Below are 25168 nucleotides of genomic sequence, written 5' to 3' on the forward strand. Positions count from 1 at the left end.
GTGAACGCGCCGCCCCCGCTTCGTCTGAAATCGACCTGACAAAGCGTACCCGCGAGTCCAGATCCTGGATCCGCGGGTACGCTTCTCTGTGCCGTTCACGGAACGTTGATGACGGCAGATCATCTCAAGTCGGGCATATTTCCCGGCTCTTGTGCCAGGAGATTCCGTACCTTGCGGTTTCTTATTGACATGCCCCGCGGTCTCTTTTCTAATCGTCCAAGGCCATGCCGCGCACAGACACTGAGGGGGCAAAGTGGACGTCCGCATCCTGGGGGGACTGTCGGTACGCGAGAACGGGGTGTCGATCACGCCGACGGCCGCGGCGCCGCGGCAACTGCTCGCGCTGCTCGCGGCCCATGCGGACCAAGTGGTGCCCCTGACCGTCCTGATGGAGGAGCTGTGGCCGTCCGGAGCGCCACGCGGCGCCCGAGTCGAACTCCAGTCCCATATCCTCGATCTACGCGCCCTGATCACCACGGCGCTGCGCGGCGCCGGGCCCCCGGATCCGGGCGCCGCCTGGCTGGAACGCCACACCGCGGAGGCCGTGCTCGTCTCGCTCCCCGGCGGCTACCGGCTCGACACCGGCGGCGGCTCCAACGACGCGTGGCAGTTCGAGCGGGCCGCCGGAGCCGGCTACCGCGCCATGGAGGCCGGGGACCTGCAGCGCGCGGCGCGCCGCCTCCAGGAGGCGCTCGCCCTCTGGCACGGCGACCCCTACGCGGGCGTCGCGGCCGGCCCCCACCTGCGCACGGAGATCGAGCGCCTGGAGGCCTCCCGGCTGAGCGCCCTCGACCAGTGGGTCGAGGCCCAGCTGCGGCTCGGCCGCCACTTCGAGATGATCTCCGACCTCGCCGAACTCGTCGCCCAGTACCGCACCAACGAGCCCCTGCACGGCCAGTTCATGGTCGCGCTGCTGCGCTGCGGCCGGCAGGACGAGGCCCTGGAGGTCTATCAACGGCTGCGCAATGGTCTGAAGAAGGAGACGGGCATGGAGCCCTCCGCGCGCCTTCGCCGGCTCCAGCGCTCGATCCTGACCGTACGGGACGTGGCCCGCCCCGCGTTCGGCCGCCAGACCTCCGCCAGGACCCGACTCGTACCGGCCGGATCGGCGGTCTGACCCGGGAGACCCGGGAGACCCACGAGACAGAACGGCGAAAGAGGAGGGGCGGGACGCCCGAAGCGTCCCGCCCCTCCTCTCGTGTCGCGGCCGTCAGACGGCGGCGAGGCCCTTCTTCAGCGCCGTGGCGATCTCGACGGCGCGGCGGGTCTGGAACTCGATCGCGGCGAGGTTCTCACCGGCCACGTTGTTCGCCTCGTTGGCCGAGACGCTGCTGGTGCCGTACGGGTTGCCGTTCGCCGGGGCGAACTGGACCGGGTCCGCGTAGCCGGGCGTCACGATGATGGCACCCCAGTGGTAGAAGGTGTTGTTCAGCGCGAGCAGCGTCGACTCCTGGCCGCCGTGGGCGCTCGCGGTCGAGGTGAACGCCGAGGCGACCTTGTTGACGAGCTTGCCCTGCGCCCACAGGCCACCGGTGGTGTCGATGAACTGCTTGATCTGCGCGGCCGGCAGGCCGAAGCGGGTCGGCGTCCCGATCAGCACGACATCGGCCCACTCCAGGTCCTCCGGCGTGGCGATCTCGATGTCACGGGTGGCCTGGACGTGCTCGGCCCACTCCGCCTTCGTGTCGATCACCGACTGCGGGGCCAGCTCCGCCACCTTCCGCAGCCGCACCTCCGCACCGGCCTTCTCCGCGGCGGTCGCGGCGGCGGTCGCCAGCGCGTGCACATTGCCGGTCGACGAGTAGTAGATGACAGCGACGTTGGTCATGAGAGACCTGCTCCTTGGCATGGGAATACGGGGAATTGGGTCCGCCGCGACCTTCTCCGAACGGGAGGGCGGCGCTCCACGGGCCCGGGGAAAGTCCGTCAAGTCCGGCCCCCGGATGTCACTTTCCGGCGAAGAACCGCAGCAGGGCCCGCTCGTCCTCGTCGTTCAGTTCGATTCCGAACAGCTCGTCGAGCGCGCACACCGTCTCCGCCGCGCTCAGCTCGCGCCGCTCGACGCGCCCGTCCGCGTACTGGATCTCCAGTGACTTGTCCCGCAGCAGCCGGCGCTCCTTCTCCGTCTCCTTCTGCGCGACGAGCTGACCGACGAACGGTGAGCCCGGGCGGGTGGAGGAGAGGTAGTGCGCCGCCTCGAAGTCGACCCGGAACTGCGGCTCCTGACGGAAGGAGTACATGCTGAACCAGCCGCCGTCCCCGTCCGGGATCTCCACCACCCAGTCGGGGCCCTGCGCCACCAGGCGCCAGGTCCAGTCGGCGACCGCCGAGGTCGCGCCGTCCTCCAGCGGCAGCGCCTCCATCAGCCCGCTGTAGCCGTACCCGGCGTCGGCCAGCCACACCCGGTCGTCGGCCCGGACCAGCAGGACCGTGTGCGTACGGAAGCGGCGGCGGCTCTCGCCCTGCCGGATGCGGGAGAGCAGGCGGGTCACGGGGAAGCCGAGCCTGTCCAGGGCGGCGGCGAGCAGCAGGTTGTTCTCGTAGCAGTAGCCGCCGCGCCCCGCCCGTACCAACTTCTCCTGGATCCGGTCCAGATCGAGCGAGACCCGACGCCCCAGCGCGATGTCGACGTTCTCGAAGGTGATCGTGGACATGTGGCCGCGCACCACGCGGTGGAGGGTGTCCGCGGTGGGGGTGCGCGGGCCGGTGAAGCCGATCCGGGCCAGATAGGCGTCGAGGTCGAGGCGGTCGCTCTGCCACTCCGGATCGGTCTCGACCGTCACGGGCAGGCCGTACGTTCCCAGCATGAGATCTCCTTGAATCGCGGCTCTGGTTCTGATGCGTGCTGTTGCTCGGTCAGATGCGGTGCGGGTCGTCGTCCCGCAGCAGTTCGGGAGGGATGGTGTCCGGGCAGACCGTCCCCTGGCGGCCCGTCGCCTCCTCCGCCGCAGGCGGTTCGGAGGGGTCCAGCGATACGGGTGGGGTCGGCGCCCTCAGGGCCGCCGCGAGGGCGGCCGCGAGCGCCGCGCCGAGGACCGGACCGATCAGATACGCCGCGAGAAAGCCGAAGTTCCCCGCCCACAGCGCCGGCCCGAACTGCCGCGCCGGGTTGACCGATCCGCCCGAGACCGGGCCGAGGATCATGATGAAACCGCTGATGCACAGCCCGACCACGCCCGGGATCAGCCACTCCCAGCGCGGCCTGAGCAGCAGGGCGGCCACCAGCGTCATACAGATCAGCTGCCCCACCGTCTCGGCGACCAGCACACCCCAGAACCCCCAGCCGGGCTGCGGCGCCACCGCCGCCCAGCCGACCTGGGGCAGCCCCACGGACGCGCCCCACACCAGCCGGGCAAGCCCCACGCCGGCCACGGCCCCGGTCATCTGCGCCAGGCAGAACGGCAGTACGTCCCGACCGGGGAAGACCCGCAGCAGCCACAGCCCGATGCTCACCGAGGGGTTCATGTGCCCCGCCGTCTTGCGGGACATCGAGTAATGGATGATCACCGTGTTCACGACGCCGAAGAAGATCCCGAGCGCGACGAACGCCGCCCGCCCCTTCAGGACCGATCCGAGCGGCGCGTCCGGAGCGAAGAGCCAGCGGGAGGTGGTGACGATCAGGAAGAGGATCCCGGCCGTTATCAGGAACTCCAGGACGACGGTGCGGGCGCGCGGCGAGAGGTACGTCGGCCGGCGTGCGGCGCGGTGACGACTGCTGTGGGTCATGGTGACCAGCTCCCAGCTGTGATGCGGTTGGAACAGGCGGTGCGGGTGGCGCGGTCCGTACGGGTCGTGCGGGTGGCGCGGGCGGTGCCGGTGGGACGGGTCGTACACATGCGTCCGCGGCGCCGCGCACGGCCCGAAGGCCGCGCACGACGCCGCAGTGGGGCGAACACGCAGGTCAGAGCTCGATGCGCACCTCGTACGCGAGCGCCCAGGCGTTGAACTCCACCAGCCGCTCCATCACCGCCCGGGTCCCCCAGAGCCCGCCGAGCGCCGCGTACTCCTCCAGCGGCTTGTCGAGGAGCTTCTGGATCCCCTCGCGCGGGACGAGCCGCAGCACCGGCGCGTCCTCGGCGAGCAGCTCCTCGACCTTGGCGCGCAGCGCGGTGACGTACTCGACGTCCTGCGTGGAGGGGTACGGGCTCTTCTTGCGGTCGAGCACCGACTGGGGCAGCACGTGCGCGGAGGCCGCGCGCAGCAGGCTCTTCTCCCGGCCGTCGAAGTTCTTCATCTCCCACGGCACGTTGTAGACGTACTCGACGAGCCGGTGGTCGGTGAACGGGACGCGGACCTCCAGGCTGGTGGACATCGAGATCCGGTCCTTGCGGTCCAGCAGGAACTTCTCCCAGTGCGTGATGTTGAGCCAGGTCAGCTCCTTCATCCGCTCCTCGTGCGGGGAGTCGCCGGCCAGGCGCGGCACCGCCTCCAGGGACTCGGCGTAGCGCCGCTTGACGTACTCCTCCAGGGAGAGCCGGTCCCAGAGCCCGATCTCCTTGATCGTGTCCAGGCCGCCGAGCCGCCGCCAGGCGTCGTACCAGGGGAAGGTGTCCCCGTTCACGGCCTCCTCGTCGAAGAACCAGTTGTAGCCGCCGAAGATCTCGTCGGCCGCCTCGCCCGAGAGCGCCACCGTGACGCGCTCCTTGAGCGCCTTGCACAGGTGGTACAGCGAGTGCTCCATGTCCCCGGTGGAGACCGGCAGGTCCTGGGCGCGCAGCACGGCGGCCCGGACGTCCTCGTCGAGGATGTCCGTGTTGTCCAGCTCCACGATGACGTGCTCGGCGCCGGAGTGCTTCGCCACGTCGACGGCGTAGGGGGTGTCCGGGTCCATCCAGATGCCGTTGTCGCGGAAGGTCTCGCCGTGGTCCTTGAAGTCGACCGAGAAGGCGGTGATCCGCTCGTCGGAGCCCTGCTCGCGCAGCACCTTGGCGGCGAGCGCGGTCACGGCGCTGGAGTCGAGGCCGCCGGAGAGCAGCGTGCCGACCTTCACATCGGCGATGAGCTGCCGCTCGACGATGTCCTCGAGGAGTTCGCGGACGGTGGCGATGGTGGTGTCGAGGTCGTCGGTGTGAGGGCGCGCCTGGAGTGTCCAGTACGTCCGGGTCTCCGTGCCCGCGCGCGAGAAGCGGACGGACGTGCCGGGGACCACCTCCCGCATGCCCTTGAAGACGGCGTGGCCTGGGGTGTTGATGATGGCGAAGATCTCCGCGAGACCCTCGGCGTCGACGACGGCCTCCGCCTCCGGGTGGGCGAGGATCGACTTCGGCTCGGAGCCGAAGAGGACGCCGTCGGCGGTGGGGTAGTAGTAGAGCGGCTTGACGCCCATCCGGTCGCGGACCAGGAGGAGTTCCTCGGTGCGCGGGTCCCAGATGGCGAGCGCGTACATGCCGTTGAGCCGCTCGGCGAACTCCTCGCCCCACTCCAGGTAGGCATGCAGCACCACCTCGGTGTCGGAGGCGGTACGGAAGGTGTGGCCGAGCTCGGCGAGTTCCGCCTTCAGCTCGCGGAAGTTGTAGACCTCACCGGTGTAGACGAGGACGGGCTGCCCGTCGTCGCCGGGGACGGCGTGCATGGGCTGCCGGCCGTTCTCCAGGTCGATGATGGAGAGCCGGCGGTGGCCGAGGGCGGCGTGGCGGGTGAGCCAGATGCCGCCGTCGTCCGGGCCCCGGCACTCCAGGGTCCGGGTCATGGCATCGGCGGTGTCGCCGCCGAGCGTCAGGTCACGGTCGTAGGCGACCCAGCCGGTGAGTCCGCACATGGCGCCTCAGGTCCTTTCTCGAATGATCAGCGGGGTGTACGGAGTCAGGCGCGGGGGGCGGGCGCGGGCTTCCGGGCCTCGGCCGAGAGCCGGGCCGGGGCCGTCGTCGGCTTCGGGGCCGGCACCCAGCCGGCGGTGTCCCAGTACGCGAGCTGGCGCAGCGCCGAGCGCTCGCCGATCTCGGCAACCCGCTCCCCACCGAGGATCAGCGTGGAGGGCCGGTCCGGTGAGAACCGGGGAACCGTCGGCGCGTTCGGGCTGCTCGGTGCCCCGCCGCGCGCGAAGGAGGCGATCAGGTCGATGAAGGTGTCCGAGACCAGCCGCTCCAGGGGGCCGTCGCCGTAGTGCGGGGCGTTGACGGCGGAGCCGTAGGTGCCGAAGAGGAACTTGGAGGTGGCCTCGTGCGGGGTGCCGGTCAGCGGCGGGGCGACCGGGTGCGCGAACTCCATCAGATAGCTCGGCACCCCGGGCCGCTCCCGCGCCTGCCGTTCGGCGAGCCGGGTGATCTGGTAGCGGAAGAGGCTGTCGCCCCATATCGCGCCCCAGATCGACACCGGGTCCTGCGGCAGCCCGTCGATGGCGGCGGCCCGGCGGTACGCGGAGATCGCCGCGTCCACCTCGGTGTCGGCGACATGGACCGCGCCCTTGTGGAGCACCGCCCGGACGGCGGTGCGCAGGCTCTCGTCGTCGGTGGGGTGGGGGCCGGGGAAGGGGTAGCCGGGGCCCGTGGTGAAGAAGGTGCCCTCGGTCCGGCCGTAGATCGTCAGGGTGGGAAGGTCCGGGGTGGGCAGCTCGAAGTCGTGGCCGAGCATCCAGCGGTCGTCGACGACCGGGCCCTGGTACTCCCGCCAGGTGGTGACCTCGCGGTCGGTGGGGCTGCCCGAGAAGATCTTCTCCCAGGTCTCCTTCAGCCGGTCCGCCGGGACGGTCCGCAGGCCCCGGACGGTGGTGCCGAGCTTGCGGGCGACCAGTTCGAAGACCCGGTGGGAGTCCTCCCGGCTCATCGAACTGGCGGGCTCCCACACGTGCTTGACGCTGATCGGGACGATCCGCCGCACGGTCCCGCGCAGCTCGGGGAGGAGCCCGAGCTGCCAGGTCGAGGAGCCGCCGGCCGAGGTGCCGACGAGGGTGATGTTCGCCGGATCGCCGCCGAAGGCCGCCGCGTTGCGGCGCACCCAGTGCAGCAGCGCCACCTGGTCCTGCAGGCCCCAGTTGGAGTACCCGCCGGTGCGCTCGTCGAGCAGGTCCTCGTGCAGACCCCAGCCCAGCGCGCCGAGACGGTAGTTGAAGGTGACGACGACCATGTCGCCGTGTGCGGCGGGGCGCGCGCCGTCGAAGTCCGGCTCGCTGCCGGCGCCCAGGAACCAGCCGCCGCCGTGGATGTAGACGACGACGGGCCGGGAGCCGCCGGTGTCCGGCGTCCAGACGTTCGCGTACAGGCTGTCCTCGCTGGAGCCCGGCAGATACGACTGGTACGAGACGGGCGCGAACGCGGTCGCGTCCCGCACCCCGCTCCACGGGGTGACCGGGCGCGGCGAGCGGTAGCGCAGCGCGCCGACCGGGGGAGCGGCGTAGGGCACCCCGCGGAAGACGGACAGGCCGCCGGTCCGCTCGCCCCTGATCAGGCCGCCGCCGACGCGGGTGACGACACCGGTGGTCTCCTCGGGGGACGTGGCCGCCCCCCGGGCGGACCCGGTGCCGGCCGCCGCCGCGCCGGGCACGGTCACCGCGGTCGCCACCGCTGCGGCGGCCGCGACGACCGTACGTCTCCGTGGCATATGTGGCGGCTCATGTCCAACTCCCGACCGGTCCATAAACAAAACTCCCCGGGTATGCGAATGGCGAAAGACGGCACGTCGAAGAGTGACGACGGTGTGAGGGTGCCGTACGCTCCTGGCCTCGGCCAATGCGCTTCGGCGTACTCAGTCAGGTCACTTCGGCATCCTCGGCCGGTCCGGTGGAAGCGGTGTCACGGTGACCTGACGGATTCACACCCGAACCTTTGAGCACAGCAGCGTGGGATCGGCACGATCCAGGCATGACAACGTCGATTCTGGACTCCCGCCCCCTTTTCGAGCTGGGCGCCGAGATTCACATCGCGGCCTCCGCCGACAAGATCTACTCGATCGTCAGCGACATGAAACGGCATTCCGAGTGGAGCTCGGAACTCCAGGACGGCACGTGGCTGTCCGGAGAGCCCGGACAGGTCGGCTCCATCTTCGAGGGAGAGAACTTCCGCAGCGACGACGTCGTGTCCTGGGCCCCGCTCATCCGCGGAATCTGGCACACGAAGTCGGAAGTCGTGGAGACCACCCCCGGCCGCGCGTTCCGCTGGAAGATCCACTCGAAGACCGGTGAACCGCAGGAGCTCACCTGGTCCTTCCTGATCGAGCCCGCGGAGGACGGTGCCACGCTTTCCCAGACGTTCCGTATGGGATACGCCTCGCCCGGAATCCACCAGATCACCAAGGACATGGACGAGGCCGACAAGCGGAAGTTCATCGCCGACTGGACGGAGAAGATGACCCGGGACATCACCGAGACCCTCGGCAAGATCAAGGTCGTCGTCGAGAAGGACTGACGCCACCTCCCGCACCGCACCAGGAACGACGCAGCGCCGGGCCGGCCCCCTCTCGGGGCCGGCCCCGCGCATGCCCGGCCCCGCCGCGTGACCGGCGGGCGAGGCTCCATGAGCCCCGCGACCCAGGGGCCGAGCCCCACGAGCCCCGCCGCGTGACCGGCGGCGGTGGCCCCCGCAAGCTCCCCCCACGAACTCCCCCCACACCGACAGCACGGAGATCGGGGCGCGCACAGGGTGCGCCCATGACGAGGGGAATCCCCATGCTTTCCAGACGACGGTTCATCGGTGCCGCCCTGGCGACAGGCGGCACGGTGGCCACCGGTGCGGCCCTGACCCCGCTGCTCGGCGCGGCGTCGGCCTCCGCGGCCGACGCGACCGCCGTCGCGTTCTTCACCCAGGCGATGCCGCTTCCCCAGGTCATCGCGCCCAGCTCCACCGCCAACGGCGTGGACACCTACAACATCTCGATACGCAGGAACACCAAGGAGATCGTGCCCGGCAAGCTCACCGAGGTCTTCACCTTCAACGGCGGCTTCCCGGGCCTCATCCGGGCCACCTCCGGCCGCCCGGTCGTCGTCAACCAGTACAACAAGCTGGACATGCCGGCCTCGATCCACCTGCACGGCGGGCACGTCGCCCCCCAGCACGACGGCGACCCGATGGCCACGATCGCCCCCGGCGGCGTCCGTACGTACCACTATCCCAACCAGCAGGCACACGCCCCGCTCTGGCTGCACGACCACGCCCACCACATGGAGTCCGAGCACGTCTACCGCGGCCTGTCCGCGTTCTACCTGCTCACCGACGCCCAGGAGAAGGCGCTCCCGCTGCCCTCCGGCTCGTACGACGTGCCGATCATGCTCCGCGAGGCGAACCTCGACGCGGCCGGGCAACTCGTCTACGCCATGGACGACTTCATGGGCCGCTCCACCATCCTCGCCAACGGCAAGGCCTGGCCCTACCTCCAGGTGGCCGCCCGGAAGTACCGCTTCCGGCTGCTCAACTCCACCAATCTGCGGTTCTTCACCCTGCGTCTGCAGGACGGCTCGCCGTTCACGCAGATCGGGTCCGACGGCGGTCTGCTGGAGAAACCCTTCTCCACCGACACCGTCTCCCTCTCGCCCGGTGAACGCGCCGAGGTCGTCATCGACTTCTCCCGCTACCCGGTCGGCACCCAGCTGGTTCTGGAGAACACCGAGGGTCCGGGACCGGCCGAACTGACCGGCAAGGTGCTCCGCTTCGACGTGGTGAAGACCGCCACCGATTCCAGCTCCGTGCCCGCCACCCTGCGCACCCTCCCCGCGCTGCCCGCCGTCACGGGCCGGCGGACCGTCGTCATGAGCATGGACGAGGACGGGCGGCCGCATCCGCAGGGCTATATGGACGGAAAGGTCTACGACCACCATCGCATCGACAACACCGTCCCCTGGGGCGGCTCGGAAATCTGGACGGTCACCAACAGCAATCAGGCCATCCCGCACAACTTCCATATTCACCTGGTGCAGTTCCGCGTATTGGAGCGGAACGGAAATCCGCCCGGCCCGGCCGAGGCAGGACTCAAGGACACGATCCGCGTCATGCCCGGCGAGACGGTGAAGTTCCAGGCGACATTCGACAGCTATCGGGGGAAATATCTCTACCACTGTCACATGCTCGACCACGCGGCGATGGGAATGATGGCCCAGATGGAAGTCGTGTGAACGGAAACCGAACCGACCTGATGGATTCTCCGCCCACTTGACGGAGTGCGGCCCGCGTCATTGGCCGGGCCGCCGCACACGGCGGATGATTCGAACGAATTCCGGGCCGGCCGGCCCTGCCGACGACACGTCGGACACCTCGGACACCTCGGACGCCTCGGACGCCTCGGACGCCGCGGACGCCGCGGACGCCTCGGACGCCTTGGAACGTCGGATGCCTGGGACGCCTCCGACGCCGGTTCGGTGATCCGCCGGCCGGCCCGTCGTCCGCCCGCTCTTCCCCCGCTCTTCCCCGCTCTTCCCGCCGAGTGGATCTCTGCCACGAAGAATGCCGCCGCACGTCGTCCTGTCGTCTTAGGAGAGAGACCCCCTGTGGACAACACTCTGCTCGACATCCGGCAAAGGCCGGCTCTGCAACAGCCCGTGTGGGAAGACGCCTCCCAGGTGGAACGCGTACGGGAGGAACTGAGCGTCCGCCCCGCCCTGGTCAGCCCCCAGGACGTGCACACCCTGCGCACCCTGCTCGCCAGGGTGGCCGCGGGCGAGGCCGTCGTCGTCCAGTCCGGCGACTGCTCCGAGGACCCCGACGAGTCCACGGCCCAGCACGTCGCCCGCAAGGCCGCCGTCCTCGACCTGCTCGCCGGCGCCATGAAGATGATCACCCACAAGCCGGTGATCCGCGTGGGCCGCATAGCCGGCCAGTTCGGCAAGCCCCGTTCGAACGACACCGAGAAGGTCGGCGAGCTCGAACTCCCCGTCTACCGGGGCCACATGGTCAACGGACCCGAGCCCGACCCGGAGTCCCGCCGCCCCGACCCGCTGCGCCTGCTCACCGGCTACATGGCCGCCAACGACATCATGGGCCACCTCGGCTGGCGCAAGCCCGTCGGCCGCCCGGTCATCGACCCGCCCGTCTGGACCAGCCACGAGGCCCTGCTCCTCGACTACGAGGTGCCGATGCTGCGCCGCGACGACGAGGGCCGGCTGCTGCTCGCCTCCACCCACTTCCCGTGGATCGGCGAACGCACCCGCCAGACCGACGGCGCCCACGTCGCCCTCCTCGCCGAGGTCGTCAACCCGGTCGCCTGCAAGGTCGGCCCCGGCATGACCCCCGAGGAGCTGCTCACCCTCTGCGAGCTCCTCGACCCGGCCCGCGAGCCCGGCCGGCTCACCCTCATCGCCCGCATGGGCGCCGAGAAGGTCGCCCGGAAGCTGCCGCCGCTCGTCGAGGCCGTCCGCGCCGCCGGCCACCCGGTCATCTGGCTGACGGACCCCATGCACGGCAACACCGTGGCCGCGCCCGGCGGCCTCAAGACCCGCTACACGACGACCGTCGAGCGGGAGATCTCCGAGTTCCAGCTCGCCGTGCGCTCCTCCGGCGGCATCGCGGGCGGCGTGCACCTGGAGACCACCCCCGACGACGTCACCGAGTGCGTGCTCGGCGAGCAGTGGGCCGGCCGCTGCGGCGAGCACTACACCAGCCTCTGCGACCCGCGGCTCAACCCCGGCCAGGCCGTCACGGTCATCTCGGCCTGGCGCGCCTGACCCCGTCCGCCCGGCCCCACACGCTTCCAGGGAGGAACCGTCATGCAGGACAAGATCGCCCTCGTCACCGGCGCCGCGGGCGGGATCGGCGCCGCCGTGGTCCGCGCGCTCGCCGATCGCGGTGCCACCGTCGCCGCCGTCGACCGCGACGAGGTCACGCTCAAGCAGCGGGTGGCCGCGTTCGCCGCCGAGGGCCTGCCCGTCGAGGCGTTCCCCGCCGACGTCACCGACAGCGCTCAGGTCACCGCCCTCGTCGACGAGGTCGAGCGCCGCCTCGGCCCGATCGACCACCTCGTCAACGCGGCCGGCGTCCTGCGCCTCGGCCCCGTCCGCACCTTCACCGACGAGGACTGGGCGGCCACCTTCGCCGTCAACGCCACCGGCGTCTTCCAGGTCTCCCGCGCCGTCGTCGACCGGATGATCCCGCGCGGCTCCGGAGCCCTCGTCACCGTCGCCTCCAACGCCGCCAACACCCCGCGCAGCGAGATGGCCGCGTACGCCGCCTCCAAGGCCGCCGCCTCCCTCTTCACCAAGTCGCTGGGGCTCGAGGTCGCGCGGTACGGCATCCGCTGCAACCTGGTCGCCCCCGGCTCCACGGACACCCCGATGCTGTCCTCGATGTGGCACGACGAGTCCGGTCCCAAGGGGACCATCGAGGGCCGCCCCGAGGCGTTCCGCGTCGGCATCCCGCTGAAGAAGCTGGCGCTGCCCACCGACATCGCCGACGCCGTCGTCTTCCTCCTGTCCGACCAGGCCTCCCACATCACCCTGCACGACCTCACGGTCGACGGCGGCGCCTCGCTCGGCGCGTAGCGCCCGCCCCGCACCGGAACCCCTCATCCCCTTCCGTACCCGAGAGGACGTCATGGCCGGGATACCGCCCATCGAGGCCTATCCGTTGCCGACGGCCGGCGCGCTGCCGCCCGCCACCCCGCACTGGTCCGTGGACCCGGACCGAGCGGTCCTGCTCGTCCACGACATGCAGCGCTACTTCCTGGCGCCCTTCCCCACGCCGCTGCGCGAGGAGATCATCGCCAATGCCGCCCTGCTCCGCGACCGTTGCGCCGACCGCGGCATCCCGGTGGCGTACACCGCGCAGCCCGGCGGCATGACGCCCGAGCAGCGCGGTCTGCTCGCCGACTTCTGGGGTCCGGGCATGCGCGTCGACCCCGCCGACCGGGAGGTCGTGGAGCCACTCGCCCCCGCCTCCGGGGACTGGCTGCTCACCAAGTGGCGCTACAGCGCCTTCTTCAAGACCGACCTGCTGGAGCGGATGCGGTTCCACGGCCGCGACCAGCTGATCATCTGCGGGGTGTACGCCCACGTCGGCGTCCTCGCCAGCGCGGTCGAGGCGTTCACGAACGACATCGAGACCTTCCTCGTCGCCGACGCCCTCGGCGACTTCACCGAGGCCGAGCACTGGTCGGCCGTCGACTACGCCGCCAAGCGCTGCGCCGTCGTCACCACCGCCAAGGAGGTGCTGGGGTGACCGCGTTCCCCGCCCGGCGCACGGCCCCCGAGCCCGAGCCCGAGGCTCCCGCCCGGGGTGAGCCGCAGTCCCAGGCCGAGGCTCCCGCCCGGGGTGAGCCGCAGTCCCAGGCCCAGGCGCAGACGCAGGGTGAGCCGCAGTCCCAGGCCCAGGCTGAGCCCCAGGACCTGCTGAGCCGTATCCTCGGCCCGAACCCGCCCGCCTTCGCCGTGCTGCACCGGCCCGAGACCACCGGGCCCGGCGCCCTCGACCTGCTGACCGGCGACATCTCGCTGCCCGCGACCCTCGCCGACCTCCCGCTGCGCGAGGACCCGGGCACCGCCAGCCGGCACGAGGTCCTCGCCGTCGTCCCGTACCGCCAGATCGGCGAGCGCGGCTTCGACCGTACCGACGACGGCGCCCCGCTCATCGCGATGAGCGTCACCGAGCAGACCACCGTCCCCCTCGACACCGTCCTGGCCGCGATCCCCGACGTCCCGATCACCCTCGCCGAGGGCCGCTTCGACGTCGACGACACCGCCTACGCCGAGATCGTGCGCCGGATCGTCGCCGACGAGATCGGCACCGGCGAGGGCGCCAACTTCGTCATCCGCCGCTCCTTCACGGCCGAGATCACCGACTACGGACCCGGCAGCGCGCTGACCTTCTTCAAGCGGCTCCTGGAGCGCGAGACGGGCGCGTACTGGACCTTCGTCATCCACACCGGGGAGCGCACCTTCGTCGGCGCGTCCCCCGAGCGGCACGTCAGCCTCGCCGACGGCACCGCCGTGATGAACCCGATCAGCGGCACCTACCGCTACCCCGCCTCCGGCCCCACCCTCCACGGCGTCCTCGACTTCCTCGCCGACCGCAAGGAGGCCGACGAGCTGTACATGGTCGTCGACGAGGAGCTGAAGATGATGGCCCGGATCTGCGAGGACGGCGGCCGGGTCGTCGGCCCCTACCTCAAGGAGATGGCCCGGCTCGCCCACACCGAGTACTTCATCGAGGGCCAGACCGACCGCGACCCGCGCGAGATCCTGCGCGAGACGCTGTTCGCCCCGACCGTGACCGGTTCGCCGCTGGAGAGCGCGGCCCGCGTCATCGCAAAGTACGAACCCCACGGCCGCCGTTACTACAGCGGGATCGCCGCCCTCATCGGCCGCGACGCCCTCGGAGGCCGGGCCATGGACTCGGCCATCCTCATCCGTACCGCCGAGATCGACGCCGCCGGCCGGGTCGGGATCGGAGTCGGCGCCACGCTGGTACGCCACTCCGACCCGGAGTCGGAGGTCGCCGAGACCCGCGCCAAGGCCGCCGGGCTGCTCTCCGCCCTCCAGGACCACGGCGCCGCCCGCTTCCGCGCCCACCCGCGCGTCCGGGAGGCGCTGGAGCGGCGCAACGCCACCATCGCCGACTTCTGGCTCGCGGAGGAGTCCGGCCGAGGCCGGCCGGTACCCGACCCCGTCCTCGCCGGACAGCGCGTCCTCATCGTCGACGCCGAGGACACCTTCACCTCGATGATCGGACAGCAGGTACGCGCCATGGGGCCGGAGGTGACGGTCCGCCGCTTCGACGAGGATTACGCCCTCGAGGGCTACGACCTCGTCATCATGGGCCCAGGTCCTGGCGACCCCCGCGAGGCGGGACACCCCAAGATCGCGCACCTGCGGGAGGCGGTCTCCACACTGCTGCGCGAGCGCCGGCCGTTCCTCGCGGTCTGCCTCAGCCACCAGGTCCTCAGCCTGCGCCTCGGCCTGGAACTCGCCCGCCGCGACGTGCCCAACCAGGGCGTGCAGAAGGAGATCGACCTCTTCGGCAGCCGCGAACGGGTCGGCTTCTACAACACCTTCGCGGCCCGAAGCGACAGCGACCGCCTCCACCACCCGGAGCTCGGCACCGTCGAGGTCAGCCGCGACCCGGAGACCGGCGAGGTGCACGCCCTGCGCGGACCGCACTTCGCGTCGATGCAGTTCCACGCCGAGTCCGTGCTCACCCAGAGCGGGCCGCGGATCGTCGCGTCCCTCCTCGGCGGCCTGCTGAAGAGCGCCCCGGCCGAGGACGTGCCGGCGGAGGGCGCGTCGGCCGAGGGCGTGCCCGTCGCATGACCGGTACGGTCCAGGAGGCCGTTCGTCGCCCGCTGAGTCGCGAGGGGGCCGGGGACCGCGCGTCCTCGGCCCCTTCCGCGGCCCGTTCAGGAACCGGCGGGAGCCGTGCCGACCTCCACGCGGCCGAGCAGCGTGTGGCCGTCCGCGCCCAGGACCAGCTTGCGGTAGCGGCCGCCCGCCCGGTCGGCCTCGCTGAACTCGATCGCCCCCTCCGTGCGGGCGTGGATGTCACCGAACCCGGAGACGTCGATGCCGAGCAGCTTCAGCCGGGTAGGCTGCCCGGTGTCGCCGAACGGGGTGGGGGCGAGGCCCATGAGGCTCCGGGCCACGGCGGCGGCCATACGGTAACCGGGGGCGAGCAGACCGTGGCAGCGGCCCTCGACGGCCGCGCACTCGCCGACCGCCCAGATCCGCCCGTCGTCCGTGCGCAGGCCGTCGTCGACGAGGAACCCGCCCCGCTCACCGGTCGCCAGGCCCGCGTCCGCCGCCAGTTCGTCCCGGGGCCGTATCCCCGCGGAGAAGACGACGAGCCCGGCCTCGATCTCCGTACCGTCCGCGAGCCGGACCCGGTCCGCGTCGACGGAGACGGTCGTCGCCCCGCAGTGCACCTCGACGCCGAGCCCCCGCACCAGCGAGGCGAGGAGCCGGCCGCCGCCCGTGTCCACCTGAAGCGGCATCAGACGGGGGGCCGCCTCGACCACATGGGGACGCATACCGAGCCGCCGCAGCGCGTCGGCGGCCTCCAGACCGAGCAGCCCGCCGCCGACGACGACGCCCGGCGCGCCGGGGCGGGCGGCGGCCCGGAGCGCCTCGATGTCCTCGACCGTGCGGTACGTGAGGCAGTGCGGCAGGTCGTGCCCCGGGACGGGCGGCACGAACGGCCGCGAGCCGGTGGCCAGGACCAGGGCGTCGTACGCGTGCCGTGTCCCGTCGGCGCACCGCACGGTCCGCCGGTCCCGGTCGATCCCGGTCACCGTCGTGGAGAGCCGCACGTCGACGAGGGAGCCGGGGGCGGGCAGCGCGAGGTCGGCCGGCGTACGGCCGGAGACGAGGGAGGAGAGCGCGATCCGGTCGTACGCGCCCCGCGGCTCCTCGCCGAGCACGACGATCCGCCAACTGTCGGTCCGGTCCAAGGCCCGTACCTCGGCGACCAGCCGGTGCCCGACGGGCCCGTATCCGACGACGACGAGCGTCCGCCGACCGGGGCTCATGCGACCTCCTCCGGGATCGGGAGCGACGCGCACACCGCGCGGATCGCCGCCGTGCAGCCGCCGCAACCGGTGGTCGCGCGGGTCGTCGCGGCCAGGGCCGCGAGCTCCCGGGCGCCGTCCTGCCAGGCCCGCACGACCGTCCCCTTGCTGACGTTGTTGCAGTGGCAGAGGACGGCTTCGTCGGCCATCGCCGCCGGGTCGTCCCCGGGAGCCTTCGTCCGGCCCCCGAGGAGCAGGGCGAGCCGGTCCCCGGGCACGGGCCGTCCCGTGTCGCTCAGCTGGGTCACGGCCGCTATGCCTTCGGGGAGGCCGACGAGCACGGCCCGGGATATTCGGTCGTCCCGGATCTCGAGCCTGGCGTACCGGCCGCGCGCCGGGTCGGAGAAGGTCACCACCTCGTCGGACCCGCCCGACGGCACCGACGCGCCGAGCGAGGCGATGTCCAGGCCCGGGACCCTCGGGCGCAGGACCTGCGGCACCGGTGCGTACCGGGCGTCGCCGCCCGTGAGGAGCGTGGCCAGGGTCTCCGCCTGCGCCAGGGCGCCCGCCAGGTCCGGCGCGCCCGCGCAGGCGCCGATCGCCCGGATCGCGGGATCGCTCGTCCGGAGACGGTCGTCCACCACGATGCTCCCCGACGCGTGCCGCACCGCCAGGCCCGCCTCGCGGGCCGCCGCCGTCTCCGGCACGGTGCCGGTGCACCGCAGGACCGTGTCGGCGCCGAGCGCTCCGAGTGCGCCGGATGTGCCGAGCGTGCCGGACGTACCGGACGTGCCCGCCGTGCCGGACGTGCCGGACGTGCCGGACGTGCCCGCCGCGCCGGACGTACCGGACGCGCCCGACCCGTCCGACGCCGGGACGTACGCGCCCATGCGCAGCTCGATGCCCCAGGACTCCAGGCGGGCCGCCACCAACTGGCCCGCCACCTCGTCCAGATGGCGGTGCATCGGGTACGGGCCGCCGTGCGCCAGGACCACCCGGTGCCCGCGCCGTCGCAGCGCCGTCGCCGTCTCCACGCCGAGGACGCCTCCGCCCACCACGGCCACCCGCCCCCGCACCGGCCGGGCGGCGTCGGCCAGGGTGTGCACGTCACCGGTCGGCCGCGCCCCGGTCGCCAGGACCAGCGTGTCGTAGCCGTACCGCGTCCCGTCCGCGCACCGCACCATCCGGCGCGGCCGGTCGATCGCGACGACCCGGACGCCCGTCCGCACCTCGACCTCGGGCGGCGGCGCCGACAGCGTCAGCGCGCTCGCCGGCACGCCCCCGCCGAGCACCGAGCCCAGCAGCGTGCGCTGGTACGCGGGGTGCGGCTCGGCGCCCAGGACGGTCACCGGTCCTTCGTGGCCGAGGGCGGCCAGGCGCGCGGTCAGCCGGTGCGCGGCCAGGCCGTTGCCGACGACGAGGATCCGCTTCACACACCCACCGCCCCGCCGGGGACCGCGTCCACCGGTTCGACCCGTACCGCACTCACCTTGAACTCCGGCATCCCGCTGCGCGGGTCGAGCGCCCCGCTCGTCAGCAGGTTCGCCCGCCCGTCGCCCGGGAAGTGGAACGGCAGGAACACCGTGTCCGTCCGCAGGCTCTCCACCAGACGCACCCGCGCCACCACCGCTCCTCGCGCCGACACCACCCGGGCGAGCCCGCCCGCCGTGACACCGGCCCGCCGGGCCGCGTCGGGGTGGATCTCCACGAACGGCTCCGGCTCCACCGCCGTCAGACCGGGCACCCTACGGGTCTGGGCGCCGGACTGGTAGTGGGCCAGGACCCGGCCCGTCGTCGCGTACAAGGGAAGTGCCCCGCCCGGGAGTTCCGCCGCGTCACGATGCTCGACCGGTACGAAACGGGCCCGACCGTCCGGGTGCGCGAAGCCGTCGAGGAAGAGCCTCGGCGTCCCCGGGTGCGCCGGCCCCGCCGGCACCGCCGGGCACGGCCAGTGCAGCGCCTCACCCGCGTCGAGGCGCTCGTAGCTCACCCCGGAGTAGTCCGCCCGGCCGCCCGCCGTGGCCCGCCGCAGCTCCTCGAAGACCTCCCGGGGCTCGACGGGATACCGCTCGGCCGGTTCACCGAGCCGTACGGCCAGCCCGCGCAGCACCTCCAGATCGCCGCGCACCCCCGGCGGCGGGGCGAGCAGCGCCCGCCGGCGCAGCACCCGGCCCTCCAGGCTCGTCAACGTGCCCTCCTCCTCCGCCCATTGGGCGACCGGAAGGACCACGTCCGCCATCCGGGCCGTCTCCGAGGGCACGAAGTCCGCCACGACGAGCAGATCGAGCGCCGCGAGACGCTCGGTGACATGGCCCGCGTTCGGCGCGGAGACGACCGGGTTCGAGCCGAAGACCAGGAGCGCGCGCGGGCCGCGGGGCGTCCCCAGCGAGTCGAGCAGCTCGTACGCGCTCGGCCCGGCGCCCGGCAGCGCGGCCGCCTCCACACCCCACACCCCGGCGACATGCTCGCGGGCCGCCGGGTCGTCGATCATCCGGTAGCCGGGCAGCTGGTCGGCCTTCTGCCCCAGTTCGCGCCCGCCCTGGCCGTTCCCCTGACCGGTGAGGCAGCCGTAACCGCTGCCGTCCCGGCCGGGGAGCCCGAGCGCGAGCGCCAGGTTCACGAACGCGGAGACCGTGTCGGCGCCCTTGCTGTGCTGTTCGGCACCGCGCCCCGTCAGGACGTACGCCCGGCGCGCGTCGGCGAGCAGCCGCACCGCCTCCCGCTGGGCCGCGACCGGCACCCCCGTCACCCGCTCGGTCCGCTCCGGCGTCCAGGGCAGCGCCCGCTGCCAGGCCGCCTCGAAGCCGTTCGTGCGCTCCCGTACGAAGGCGTGGTCGAGCCGCCCGTCGAGCACCGTCAGCTGCAACAGGCCCAGCGCCAGCGCGAGATCGGTGCCCGGCGCGGGCCGCAGATGCAGCGCCGCACGCTCGGCGGTCGGGGTGCGGCGCGGGTCCAGCACGATCAGCGCGGCCCGGTCCAGGTGCCGCATCAGCGGCGGCATCGTCTCGGCCGGGTTCGCCCCGGCCAGCAGAACCACGTCCGCCCGGCCCAGGTCCGTCACCGGGAAGGGCAGGCCACGGTCGACGCCGAAGGCGGCGTTGGAGGCGGCGGCTGCCGAGGACATGCAGAAGCGGCCGTTGTAGTCGATCCGGCTGGTCCGCAGCGCGAGCCGGGCGAACTTGCCGAGGAGGTACGCCTTCTCGTTGGTCAGCCCGCCGCCGCCGAACACCCCGACCGCGTCCGGTCCGTGCGCGCGCCGGATCTCCCGCAACCGCCCGGCCACCAGGTCCAGGGCGGCGTCCCAGCCGACGGGGGCGAGCCTGCCGTCCGCCCCGCGCACCAGGGGCGCGCGCAGCCGGTCGGCCGCCGAAAGGACCTCGGGCGCGGTCCACCCCTTCTGGCACAGGCCGCCCTGGTTGACGGGGAACGCGGAGGGGGTGACGGTGACCTCGCCGAGGGCGTGGCCGAGCCGCGTGCCGCATTGCAGCGCGCAGTAGGGGCAGTGGGTGTGGACGGTACGGGGCGGACCGGCGGACCCGGCCCCGGACCCGGATCCGGACACAGGCAGGGGCTCGGGCAGAGGCTCGGACATGAACTCGGGCAAGGGCTCAGACACGGGTGACCCCACGCCGTACCGCCCGCGGCTCCGGCTGCCGCCCCGTCCGTACCGGTCGCAGATACACCGTCCAGGTCACCGCCACACACAGCGCGTAGAAGCCGAGGAACGCCAGGAAGGCGGGCGTGCCGCTGCCGCCCTCGGAACCGTACGCCGCCCGGAAGGCGAGGTTCACCGCGACCCCGCCGAGCGCGCCCACGGCGCCGGCGATGCCGATCACGGCGCCCGAGAGGCGGCGCGCGCGGGCGAAGGCCAGGGTCGCGTCCCCGCCCGCGGTGACCTCGCGGCCGGCCCGCTCGGCGAAGACGGCCGGGATCATCTTGTACGTGGAGCCGTTGCCGATACCGGTGAGCAGGAACAGCACCGTGAAACCGGCCACGAACAGGGCGAACGAGCCGTCCCGCGAGGCGAGCAGCAGCCCCACCGTCCCCGCCGCCATCCCCACGAACGTCCACGCGGTGACCCGCGCCCCGCCCCACCGGTCCGCGAGCCGCCCGCCGAAGGGGCGGGCGAGCGAACCGAGGAGCGGGCCGAGGAACGTGTACGAGGCGGCCTGGAGCGGTGTGGAGCCGAACTGGGTCTGGAGGACCAGGCCGAAGGCGAACCCGTACCCGATGAACGAGCCGAACGTGCCGATGTAGAGCAGCGAGATCCACCAGGTGTGCGCGACGCCCAGGGCCTCGCGCTGGGCGCCGCGCCGGGCGCCCTTCTCGCCGCGTACCGGCGCCAGGTTGTCCATCCGCAGCGCCGCCAGGAGCGAGACGGCGACGATCAGCGGCAGGTAGCACGCGGCGACGTAGGAGGGGTGCGTGTCGCCGGCCGTGGCGATCACAAGGAGTCCGAGGAGCTGCACGACGGCCACCCCGAGATTGCCGCCGCCCGCGTTGAGCCCGAGGGCCCAGCCCTGGTGGCGCTGCGGGAAGAAGGCGGTGATGTTCGTCATCGACGAGGCGAAGTTGCCGCCGCCGACCCCGCCGAGCGCGCCGATGACGAGGAAGACCCACAGGGGCGTGCCGGGCCGCTGCGTGAAGTACGCCGCGCCGCCGGCGGGGACGAGCAGCACGGCGGTGGCGAAGACCGTCCAGTTCCGGCCGCCGAACCGCGTGACCGCGTGGCTGTACGGGAGTCTCAGCACCGCTCCCACCAGCGTCGGAGTGACGACGAGCAGGAACTTCTCGCCGGGCGTGAAGGGTAGCCCGATGCGGGGCGACATGAACAGGACGAGCACCGACCACATGGACCAGACGGAGAAGCCGATGTGCTCGGAGGCGACGGAGAGCGCGAGGTTGCGCCGTGCGATGCGCTTGCCCCCGCCCTCCCAGAACCGGACGTCCTCCGGGTCCCACGCCTCGATCCACCGCCCGCGCCGGCGACGGCGTCCGGGCTGGTTCTCGCGTCCGTCGCCGTGCCTGTGCCCGTCCTCGTGCTCGTGCTCGTGCCCGTGCTCGTGCCCGTCCCGGTCCGTCACGCTCACGGCGTGCCCTTCAACGCCCGGTCCACCAGCGGGCCGGCCGCGCCCGTGTAGGCGGCCGGGTCGCAGAGGGAGGCCACCTCGGCGGCGTCCATGACCCCGGCGAGCTCCGGGGCCTCGGCGAGGACGTCGGGGAGCGGGCGGCCGTCGCGGTCCGCCGTCACCGACGCCCACGTAAGGAGCTCCTTCGCGGCGGCCTTCCCGAGCCGGGGCGCGAGCACGGCCGCGATCCGCTCGGAGACGACCTGGCTGCCGGTGAGCGCCAGGTTCTCCCGCATCCGCTCCGCCCGCACCTGAAGGCCTTCGGCCAGCTCGACGGCGGTGTGCGCGGCGCCGCCGGTCAGCCGCAGGCACTCGCGCAGCAGCTGCCACTCGGCGTGCCACACGCCGCCCGAGCGCTCGTCCTCGGTCACCAGACACTGCCCCAAGGCGCCCGCGAGGGCGGGCACCTGGAGGGCGGCGGACCGGATCAGGGTCGCGAGGACCGGGTTCCGCTTGTGCGGCATCGCCGACGACGCCCCGCGCCCGGACCCGCCCGAGGGCTCGGCGACCTCCCCGACCTCGGTCCGCGCGAGCGACTGCACGTCGACGGCGATCTTCCCGAGCGCCCCGGCCGCGAACGCGAGCGCGAACGCGAGATCGGCGACGGGCGCGCGCAGAGCGTGCCAGGGCAGCGGCGCCGCTCCCCGCAACCCGGCCTCCTCGGCGAAGACCTCGAGCAGCCGCTCGCTGTACCCGGCCACGTCGAACGCCCGATCGGCGCCCGGCGCGTCGTGGTCCGGCCCGCCGGGAGCGGACGCCCCCGGCGCCTCGTCGGCCGCCGTGGCACCGGCACGGCCGACCGCGAGAGCGTCGCCGCCCGGCGCGTCCCGGCCGGGTCCGCCGGGAGTGGACGCCCCCGGCGCCTCGCCGGCCGACGGGACACCGCCACGGCCGCCCGCCCCCTCAGCGCCCCCCGCCCCCGCCGCCAGGCGCGCGTACTCGACGTAGCCCGCGAGGGTTCCCGCCGCGCCGCCCAGGGAGACCGGGAGGGTCTCCTGGACGCGGGCGAGGCGGTCGTCCGCGTCCAGGAGCAGCGCGCGCCAGCCGGCGGTCTTGAGGCCGAAGGTGGTCGGGACTGCGTGGAGGGTCAGGGTGCGGCCGGCGATCAGGGTGTCGCGGTGGCGCTCCGCGAGTCCGGCCAGCGCGACCGCCGTACGGGACAGGTCCGCGCGGATCAGCCGCAGCGCCCGGTCCGCGACGAGCATCGCGCCGGTGTCGAAGATGTCCTGGCTCGTCGACCCCCGGTGGACGTACTCCGCGGCCGCCGGGTCCTCCGCCGCCACCACCCGGGTCAGCGCCTGCACCAGGCCGACCACCGGGTTCGCGGTCTCGCGAGCCGCGAGGGCCAGGGCGCGCAGGTCCAGGCGCTCCGCACGCGCCGCGTTGGAGACGGCTCGGGCCGCCGCCTCCGGGACCGTGCCGAGCCGCGCCTGGGCCCGGACCAGGGCGGCCTCGGCGTCCAGCATGGCCTGCAGCCAGGCCCGGTCGCCGACCGCCGCCTCCACCGGTGTCCCGGCCCGTACGGGCGACAGGAGCCCCGCGTCCTCCCACGGGCGCGTCACACGATCACCCCGGCGAACCGCGCACCGGAGCCCTCCATCGAGCTCCCCGCCTCCGCCGCGCCCTCCGTCACCGGCCGCACTCCGGCCGGCACCTGGGCCGTCGGCGGCAGCGCGCACAGGGCCCGCGCGATCGCGTCCGAGTCGCCCAGCGTCACCGAGTCGACGCCCGGCCTGATCCCGGCCGCGGTCACCCAGTGCACCGACTCGGTGGGCACGCCGTACGCGAACCGGCGCGGGTGCGGTCGGCCTCGGCCGTCCACCACCCGGTACGGCCGCTCGGTGACGGCCAGGCCCCCGGTCTCGTAACTCGTCCCGCAGGAACCGGCGATCCGGTACGGCGTCGCCTGGTCGGTGTTCAGGAGGTGCAGCATCAGCGGGTCCTCGGTGCGCCGCAGGTCCGGCTCCGGCAGCCGCGCCTCGATCAGCACCGACGCCCGTACCGGCGGCCCCGGCACGGACTCCGACGCGGCGACGAACGACGGCGCCGCCGCGTCGAGGCGGATCTGCGTGCCGGGCCCGGTGACCTCCAGGACACCCGCCTCGATCAGCGCGATCATCTCCTCGATGCGGGAGGCCGGCGGGCCGATCGACAGGAAGCCGTTGAGCGGGGTGTACCACCCCTCCAGGTCGTCCCGGTGCGAATTGCCCTCCAGGCCGCCGTGGTCGACGGCGAGCCGGACCTCGTTGCGCAGGTCCCGCAGCACGTCGAGAGCGGCCTTGAGCGGACCCCGCACATTGCCGGCCCGCGCCTCCGCCACATCCCGCTCCAGATGGCGCAGCAGCCACGCCCGGAAGTCGTCCCTGCTCGTGAACTCCCGCTCCCCGTACGGCCTGGAGAGCTTCTCCCAGTCCCAGCGGCGCGGCTCCTCGATCCCGTACGAGGCCACCAGCTCCGTACGGTCGGACTCCTCGCCCGTCGCCAGGTACCGGGCGGTGAACTCCTCGCGCTCGTCGCCGCGCCCCAGGGAGTCGAGGAGCGTGCCGTAGTAGACGCTCTCCACCTCCCGGGAGATCAGCGGCCACAGGTCCTGCGCGAAGTTCACCCGCTCGCCGTCGACGGAGCGGGCCCGCAGCCGGGCGATGAACTCCGGGGTCAGCAGGCGCGGCAGGTGACGCCCGTAGGCGCCCTTCTGGTTGTCGCCGCGCGCGTGGTACGGCACCCCGCGCCGCGAGGACGCGAAGAGCTTCGGCTCCCGCCCCGAGGCGCGGTACACCAGCCGTCCGTCGCGCCGCTCGAAGACGCCGCCCCGGCCGGCCGTGAACAGCGCCATGTGGTCGAAGAAGTTGAGCCCGAGGCCGCGCAGCAGCACGTGCTGCCCCGGCTCGATGCCGCTCAGGTCCAGGTCCGCCGGGTTGGCCGGGGTGATGTAGCGGAGATTGTGGATGCGGGACAGGCTCGCCGTACGCGCCTCACGGGACGTCAGCCGGGCCGGCACGTGACCCTGGGCGAGCACCACCCCGTCGAGGTGGTTGAGCCGGGTGCCGTCCTCCAGACGGACCCCCTGCGGGCCGCCGGGCACCCCGTGGGTGTCGGCCATCGCCACCGCCCGCGAGCGGTGCACGCGGACCGTGACGTGGCCCGGCGCGCGGGCCACGACCCGGCGGAAGCAGTCGTGCAGATAGCGGCCGTAGAAGGCGCGCGAGGGGTACGAGTCGGGGCCGAGCCGGCGCGCCTCCTCCAGCGTCCCGGCGTCGTACACGTCGGCGGACCCGCCCGCGTCCGTCAGCGCCAGGAGTTCCTGGGCCCACGCGTACAGGCTGGGACCGGGCTCGATCGGCCCCTCGATCCGGGCGCTGTCGTCGGTGTACATGGTCACCTGCGAGGCGACCGTGTTCATCAGCAGGTGCCGCGACTGCTCGGTCCGCCACACCGCGCCCGGGCCCGGCGCGGCCGGGTCGACGACATGCACGGTGAGGGTCCGGTGGGTCGGCGTGAGGCGCTCGTTGGCGCAGATCCGCTCCAGGACGGACAGGCCGCGCGGCCCGGCGCCGACGATGCAGACCTCGGCGTGCGTGTCGCTCATGTCGGCTCCCCGGTGGTCGCTGTCACCCGCGCGTGTGTGGTCGTCCAGGCCGGCTCGCCGGTCGTCGGTCATGCCGGCTCGCCGGTCGTGGGTCATGCCTGCT

The 25168-nt window shown here is 73.0% G+C and carries 18 protein-coding genes; 7 read left to right on the plus strand and 11 right to left on the minus strand.

Features of this window, described 5'->3' with window-relative positions; all coding sequences use genetic code 11:
* The first annotated feature begins 253 nt into the window (after positions 1-253).
* Positions 254-1117: a BTAD domain-containing putative transcriptional regulator gene (locus ACF06X_RS01345; protein WP_392285111.1), complete on the plus strand. Its 864-nt coding sequence runs from the start codon at positions 254-256 to the stop codon at positions 1115-1117.
* 93 nt (positions 1118-1210) lie between these two features.
* Here ACF06X_RS01345 and wrbA read toward each other — a convergent pair whose 3' ends face one another.
* From wrbA to ACF06X_RS01370, 5 genes are all read right to left on the minus strand, one after another.
* Positions 1211-1828 carry an NAD(P)H:quinone oxidoreductase gene (wrbA, locus tag ACF06X_RS01350; RefSeq protein ID WP_392285112.1) on the minus strand — a complete coding sequence of 206 codons (618 nt, stop codon included), beginning with the start codon at positions 1826-1828 and terminating at the stop codon, positions 1211-1213.
* A 118-nt stretch (positions 1829-1946) separates the two neighbouring features.
* Positions 1947-2807, minus strand: coding sequence for an arylamine N-acetyltransferase (locus ACF06X_RS01355; protein ID WP_392285113.1), 861 nt, complete (start codon positions 2805-2807; stop codon positions 1947-1949).
* Positions 2808-2856: 49 nt separating this feature from the next.
* Positions 2857-3726 (minus strand): MIP/aquaporin family protein, encoded by an 870-nt coding sequence (locus tag ACF06X_RS01360; protein WP_392285114.1) that lies wholly within the window; start codon positions 3724-3726, stop codon positions 2857-2859.
* Between the two features lie 175 nt (positions 3727-3901).
* Complete coding sequence (gene asnB, locus ACF06X_RS01365; RefSeq protein WP_392285115.1) at positions 3902-5758, minus strand: asparagine synthase (glutamine-hydrolyzing); 1857 nt, start codon at positions 5756-5758, stop codon at positions 3902-3904.
* 44 nt (positions 5759-5802) lie between these two features.
* The gene (locus ACF06X_RS01370; RefSeq protein ID WP_392285116.1) at positions 5803-7536 is read right to left on the minus strand and encodes a carboxylesterase/lipase family protein; all 1734 of its coding nucleotides are present in this window, start codon (positions 7534-7536) and stop codon (positions 5803-5805) included.
* 260 nt (positions 7537-7796) lie between these two features.
* On the opposite strand from ACF06X_RS01370, the gene ACF06X_RS01375 reads away from it, so the two are divergent.
* From ACF06X_RS01375 to ACF06X_RS01400, 6 genes are all read left to right on the plus strand, one after another.
* Positions 7797-8339, plus strand: coding sequence for an SRPBCC family protein (locus tag ACF06X_RS01375; protein ID WP_392285117.1), 543 nt, complete (start codon positions 7797-7799; stop codon positions 8337-8339).
* A gap of 260 nt (positions 8340-8599) precedes the next feature.
* Positions 8600-10039, plus strand: a complete 1440-nt coding sequence (locus ACF06X_RS01380; protein ID WP_392285118.1) for a multicopper oxidase family protein — start codon at positions 8600-8602, stop codon at positions 10037-10039.
* A gap of 372 nt (positions 10040-10411) precedes the next feature.
* Positions 10412-11584, plus strand: coding sequence for a 3-deoxy-7-phosphoheptulonate synthase (locus tag ACF06X_RS01385; RefSeq protein ID WP_392285119.1), 1173 nt, complete (start codon positions 10412-10414; stop codon positions 11582-11584).
* Between the two features lie 42 nt (positions 11585-11626).
* The gene (locus tag ACF06X_RS01390) at positions 11627-12397 is read left to right on the plus strand and encodes a 2,3-dihydro-2,3-dihydroxybenzoate dehydrogenase (protein ID WP_392285120.1); all 771 of its coding nucleotides are present in this window, start codon (positions 11627-11629) and stop codon (positions 12395-12397) included.
* A gap of 52 nt (positions 12398-12449) precedes the next feature.
* Positions 12450-13073, plus strand: a complete 624-nt coding sequence (locus tag ACF06X_RS01395; RefSeq protein WP_392285121.1) for an isochorismatase family protein — start codon at positions 12450-12452, stop codon at positions 13071-13073.
* Positions 13074-13240: 167 nt separating this feature from the next.
* Positions 13241-15160 (plus strand): anthranilate synthase family protein, encoded by a 1920-nt coding sequence (locus ACF06X_RS01400; RefSeq protein WP_392285931.1) that lies wholly within the window; start codon positions 13241-13243, stop codon positions 15158-15160.
* Positions 15161-15246: 86 nt separating this feature from the next.
* On the opposite strand, the gene ACF06X_RS01405 is transcribed toward ACF06X_RS01400, so the two are convergent.
* The 6 genes from ACF06X_RS01405 to ACF06X_RS01430 all read right to left on the minus strand — a co-directional run bounded on the left by ACF06X_RS01405 (position 15247) and on the right by ACF06X_RS01430 (position 25065).
* Positions 15247-16371: an NAD(P)/FAD-dependent oxidoreductase gene (locus tag ACF06X_RS01405; RefSeq protein ID WP_392285122.1), complete on the minus strand. Its 1125-nt coding sequence runs from the start codon at positions 16369-16371 to the stop codon at positions 15247-15249.
* A complete protein-coding gene (locus tag ACF06X_RS01410; protein ID WP_392285123.1) occupies positions 16368-17783 on the minus strand; it encodes an FAD-dependent oxidoreductase in 1416 nt (471 codons plus the stop codon). Before ACF06X_RS01410 ends, ACF06X_RS01405 begins: the two co-directional genes overlap by 4 nt.
* Positions 17780-19942 carry a molybdopterin oxidoreductase family protein gene (locus tag ACF06X_RS01415; RefSeq protein WP_392285932.1) on the minus strand — a complete coding sequence of 721 codons (2163 nt, stop codon included), beginning with the start codon at positions 19940-19942 and terminating at the stop codon, positions 17780-17782. The genes ACF06X_RS01410 and ACF06X_RS01415 overlap by 4 nt, the downstream gene beginning before the upstream one ends.
* Positions 19943-19958: 16 nt before the next feature.
* The gene (locus ACF06X_RS01420; RefSeq protein ID WP_392285933.1) at positions 19959-21320 is read right to left on the minus strand and encodes a nitrate/nitrite transporter; all 1362 of its coding nucleotides are present in this window, start codon (positions 21318-21320) and stop codon (positions 19959-19961) included.
* A 116-nt stretch (positions 21321-21436) separates the two neighbouring features.
* Complete coding sequence (locus ACF06X_RS01425; RefSeq protein WP_392285124.1) at positions 21437-23041, minus strand: lyase family protein; 1605 nt, start codon at positions 23039-23041, stop codon at positions 21437-21439.
* Entirely contained in the window at positions 23038-25065 is a 2028-nt protein-coding gene (locus tag ACF06X_RS01430) for an FAD/NAD(P)-binding protein (RefSeq protein WP_392285934.1), read from the minus strand. Before ACF06X_RS01430 ends, ACF06X_RS01425 begins: the two co-directional genes overlap by 4 nt.
* Positions 25066-25168 lie beyond the last annotated feature (103 nt).

Source organism: Streptomyces sp. NPDC015346 (genome assembly GCF_043078785.1).
Taxonomy (GTDB): Bacteria; Actinomycetota; Actinomycetes; order Streptomycetales; family Streptomycetaceae; genus Streptomyces.

What these genes read in the sequence shown, in the direction of transcription:
- ACF06X_RS01395 (WP_392285121.1), top strand. Translation starts at nt 12,450, where the DNA reads ATGGCCGGGATACCGCCCATCGAGGCCTATCCGTTGCCGACGGCCGGC.
- ACF06X_RS01405 (WP_392285122.1), bottom strand. Translation starts at nt 16,371, where the DNA reads ATGAGCCCCGGTCGGCGGACGCTCGTCGTCGTCGGATACGGGCCCGTC.
- ACF06X_RS01370 (WP_392285116.1), bottom strand. Translation starts at nt 7,536, where the DNA reads ATGCCACGGAGACGTACGGTCGTCGCGGCCGCCGCAGCGGTGGCGACC.
- ACF06X_RS01380 (WP_392285118.1), top strand. Translation starts at nt 8,600, where the DNA reads ATGCTTTCCAGACGACGGTTCATCGGTGCCGCCCTGGCGACAGGCGGC.
- ACF06X_RS01390 (WP_392285120.1), top strand. Translation starts at nt 11,627, where the DNA reads ATGCAGGACAAGATCGCCCTCGTCACCGGCGCCGCGGGCGGGATCGGC.
- ACF06X_RS01360 (WP_392285114.1), bottom strand. Translation starts at nt 3,726, where the DNA reads ATGACCCACAGCAGTCGTCACCGCGCCGCACGCCGGCCGACGTACCTC.
- ACF06X_RS01430 (WP_392285934.1), bottom strand. Translation starts at nt 25,065, where the DNA reads ATGAGCGACACGCACGCCGAGGTCTGCATCGTCGGCGCCGGGCCGCGC.
- ACF06X_RS01415 (WP_392285932.1), bottom strand. Translation starts at nt 19,942, where the DNA reads ATGTCCGAGCCTCTGCCCGAGCCCCTGCCTGTGTCCGGATCCGGGTCC.
- ACF06X_RS01355 (WP_392285113.1), bottom strand. Translation starts at nt 2,807, where the DNA reads ATGCTGGGAACGTACGGCCTGCCCGTGACGGTCGAGACCGATCCGGAG.
- ACF06X_RS01375 (WP_392285117.1), top strand. Translation starts at nt 7,797, where the DNA reads ATGACAACGTCGATTCTGGACTCCCGCCCCCTTTTCGAGCTGGGCGCC.
- wrbA (WP_392285112.1), bottom strand. Translation starts at nt 1,828, where the DNA reads ATGACCAACGTCGCTGTCATCTACTACTCGTCGACCGGCAATGTGCAC.
- asnB (WP_392285115.1), bottom strand. Translation starts at nt 5,758, where the DNA reads ATGTGCGGACTCACCGGCTGGGTCGCCTACGACCGTGACCTGACGCTC.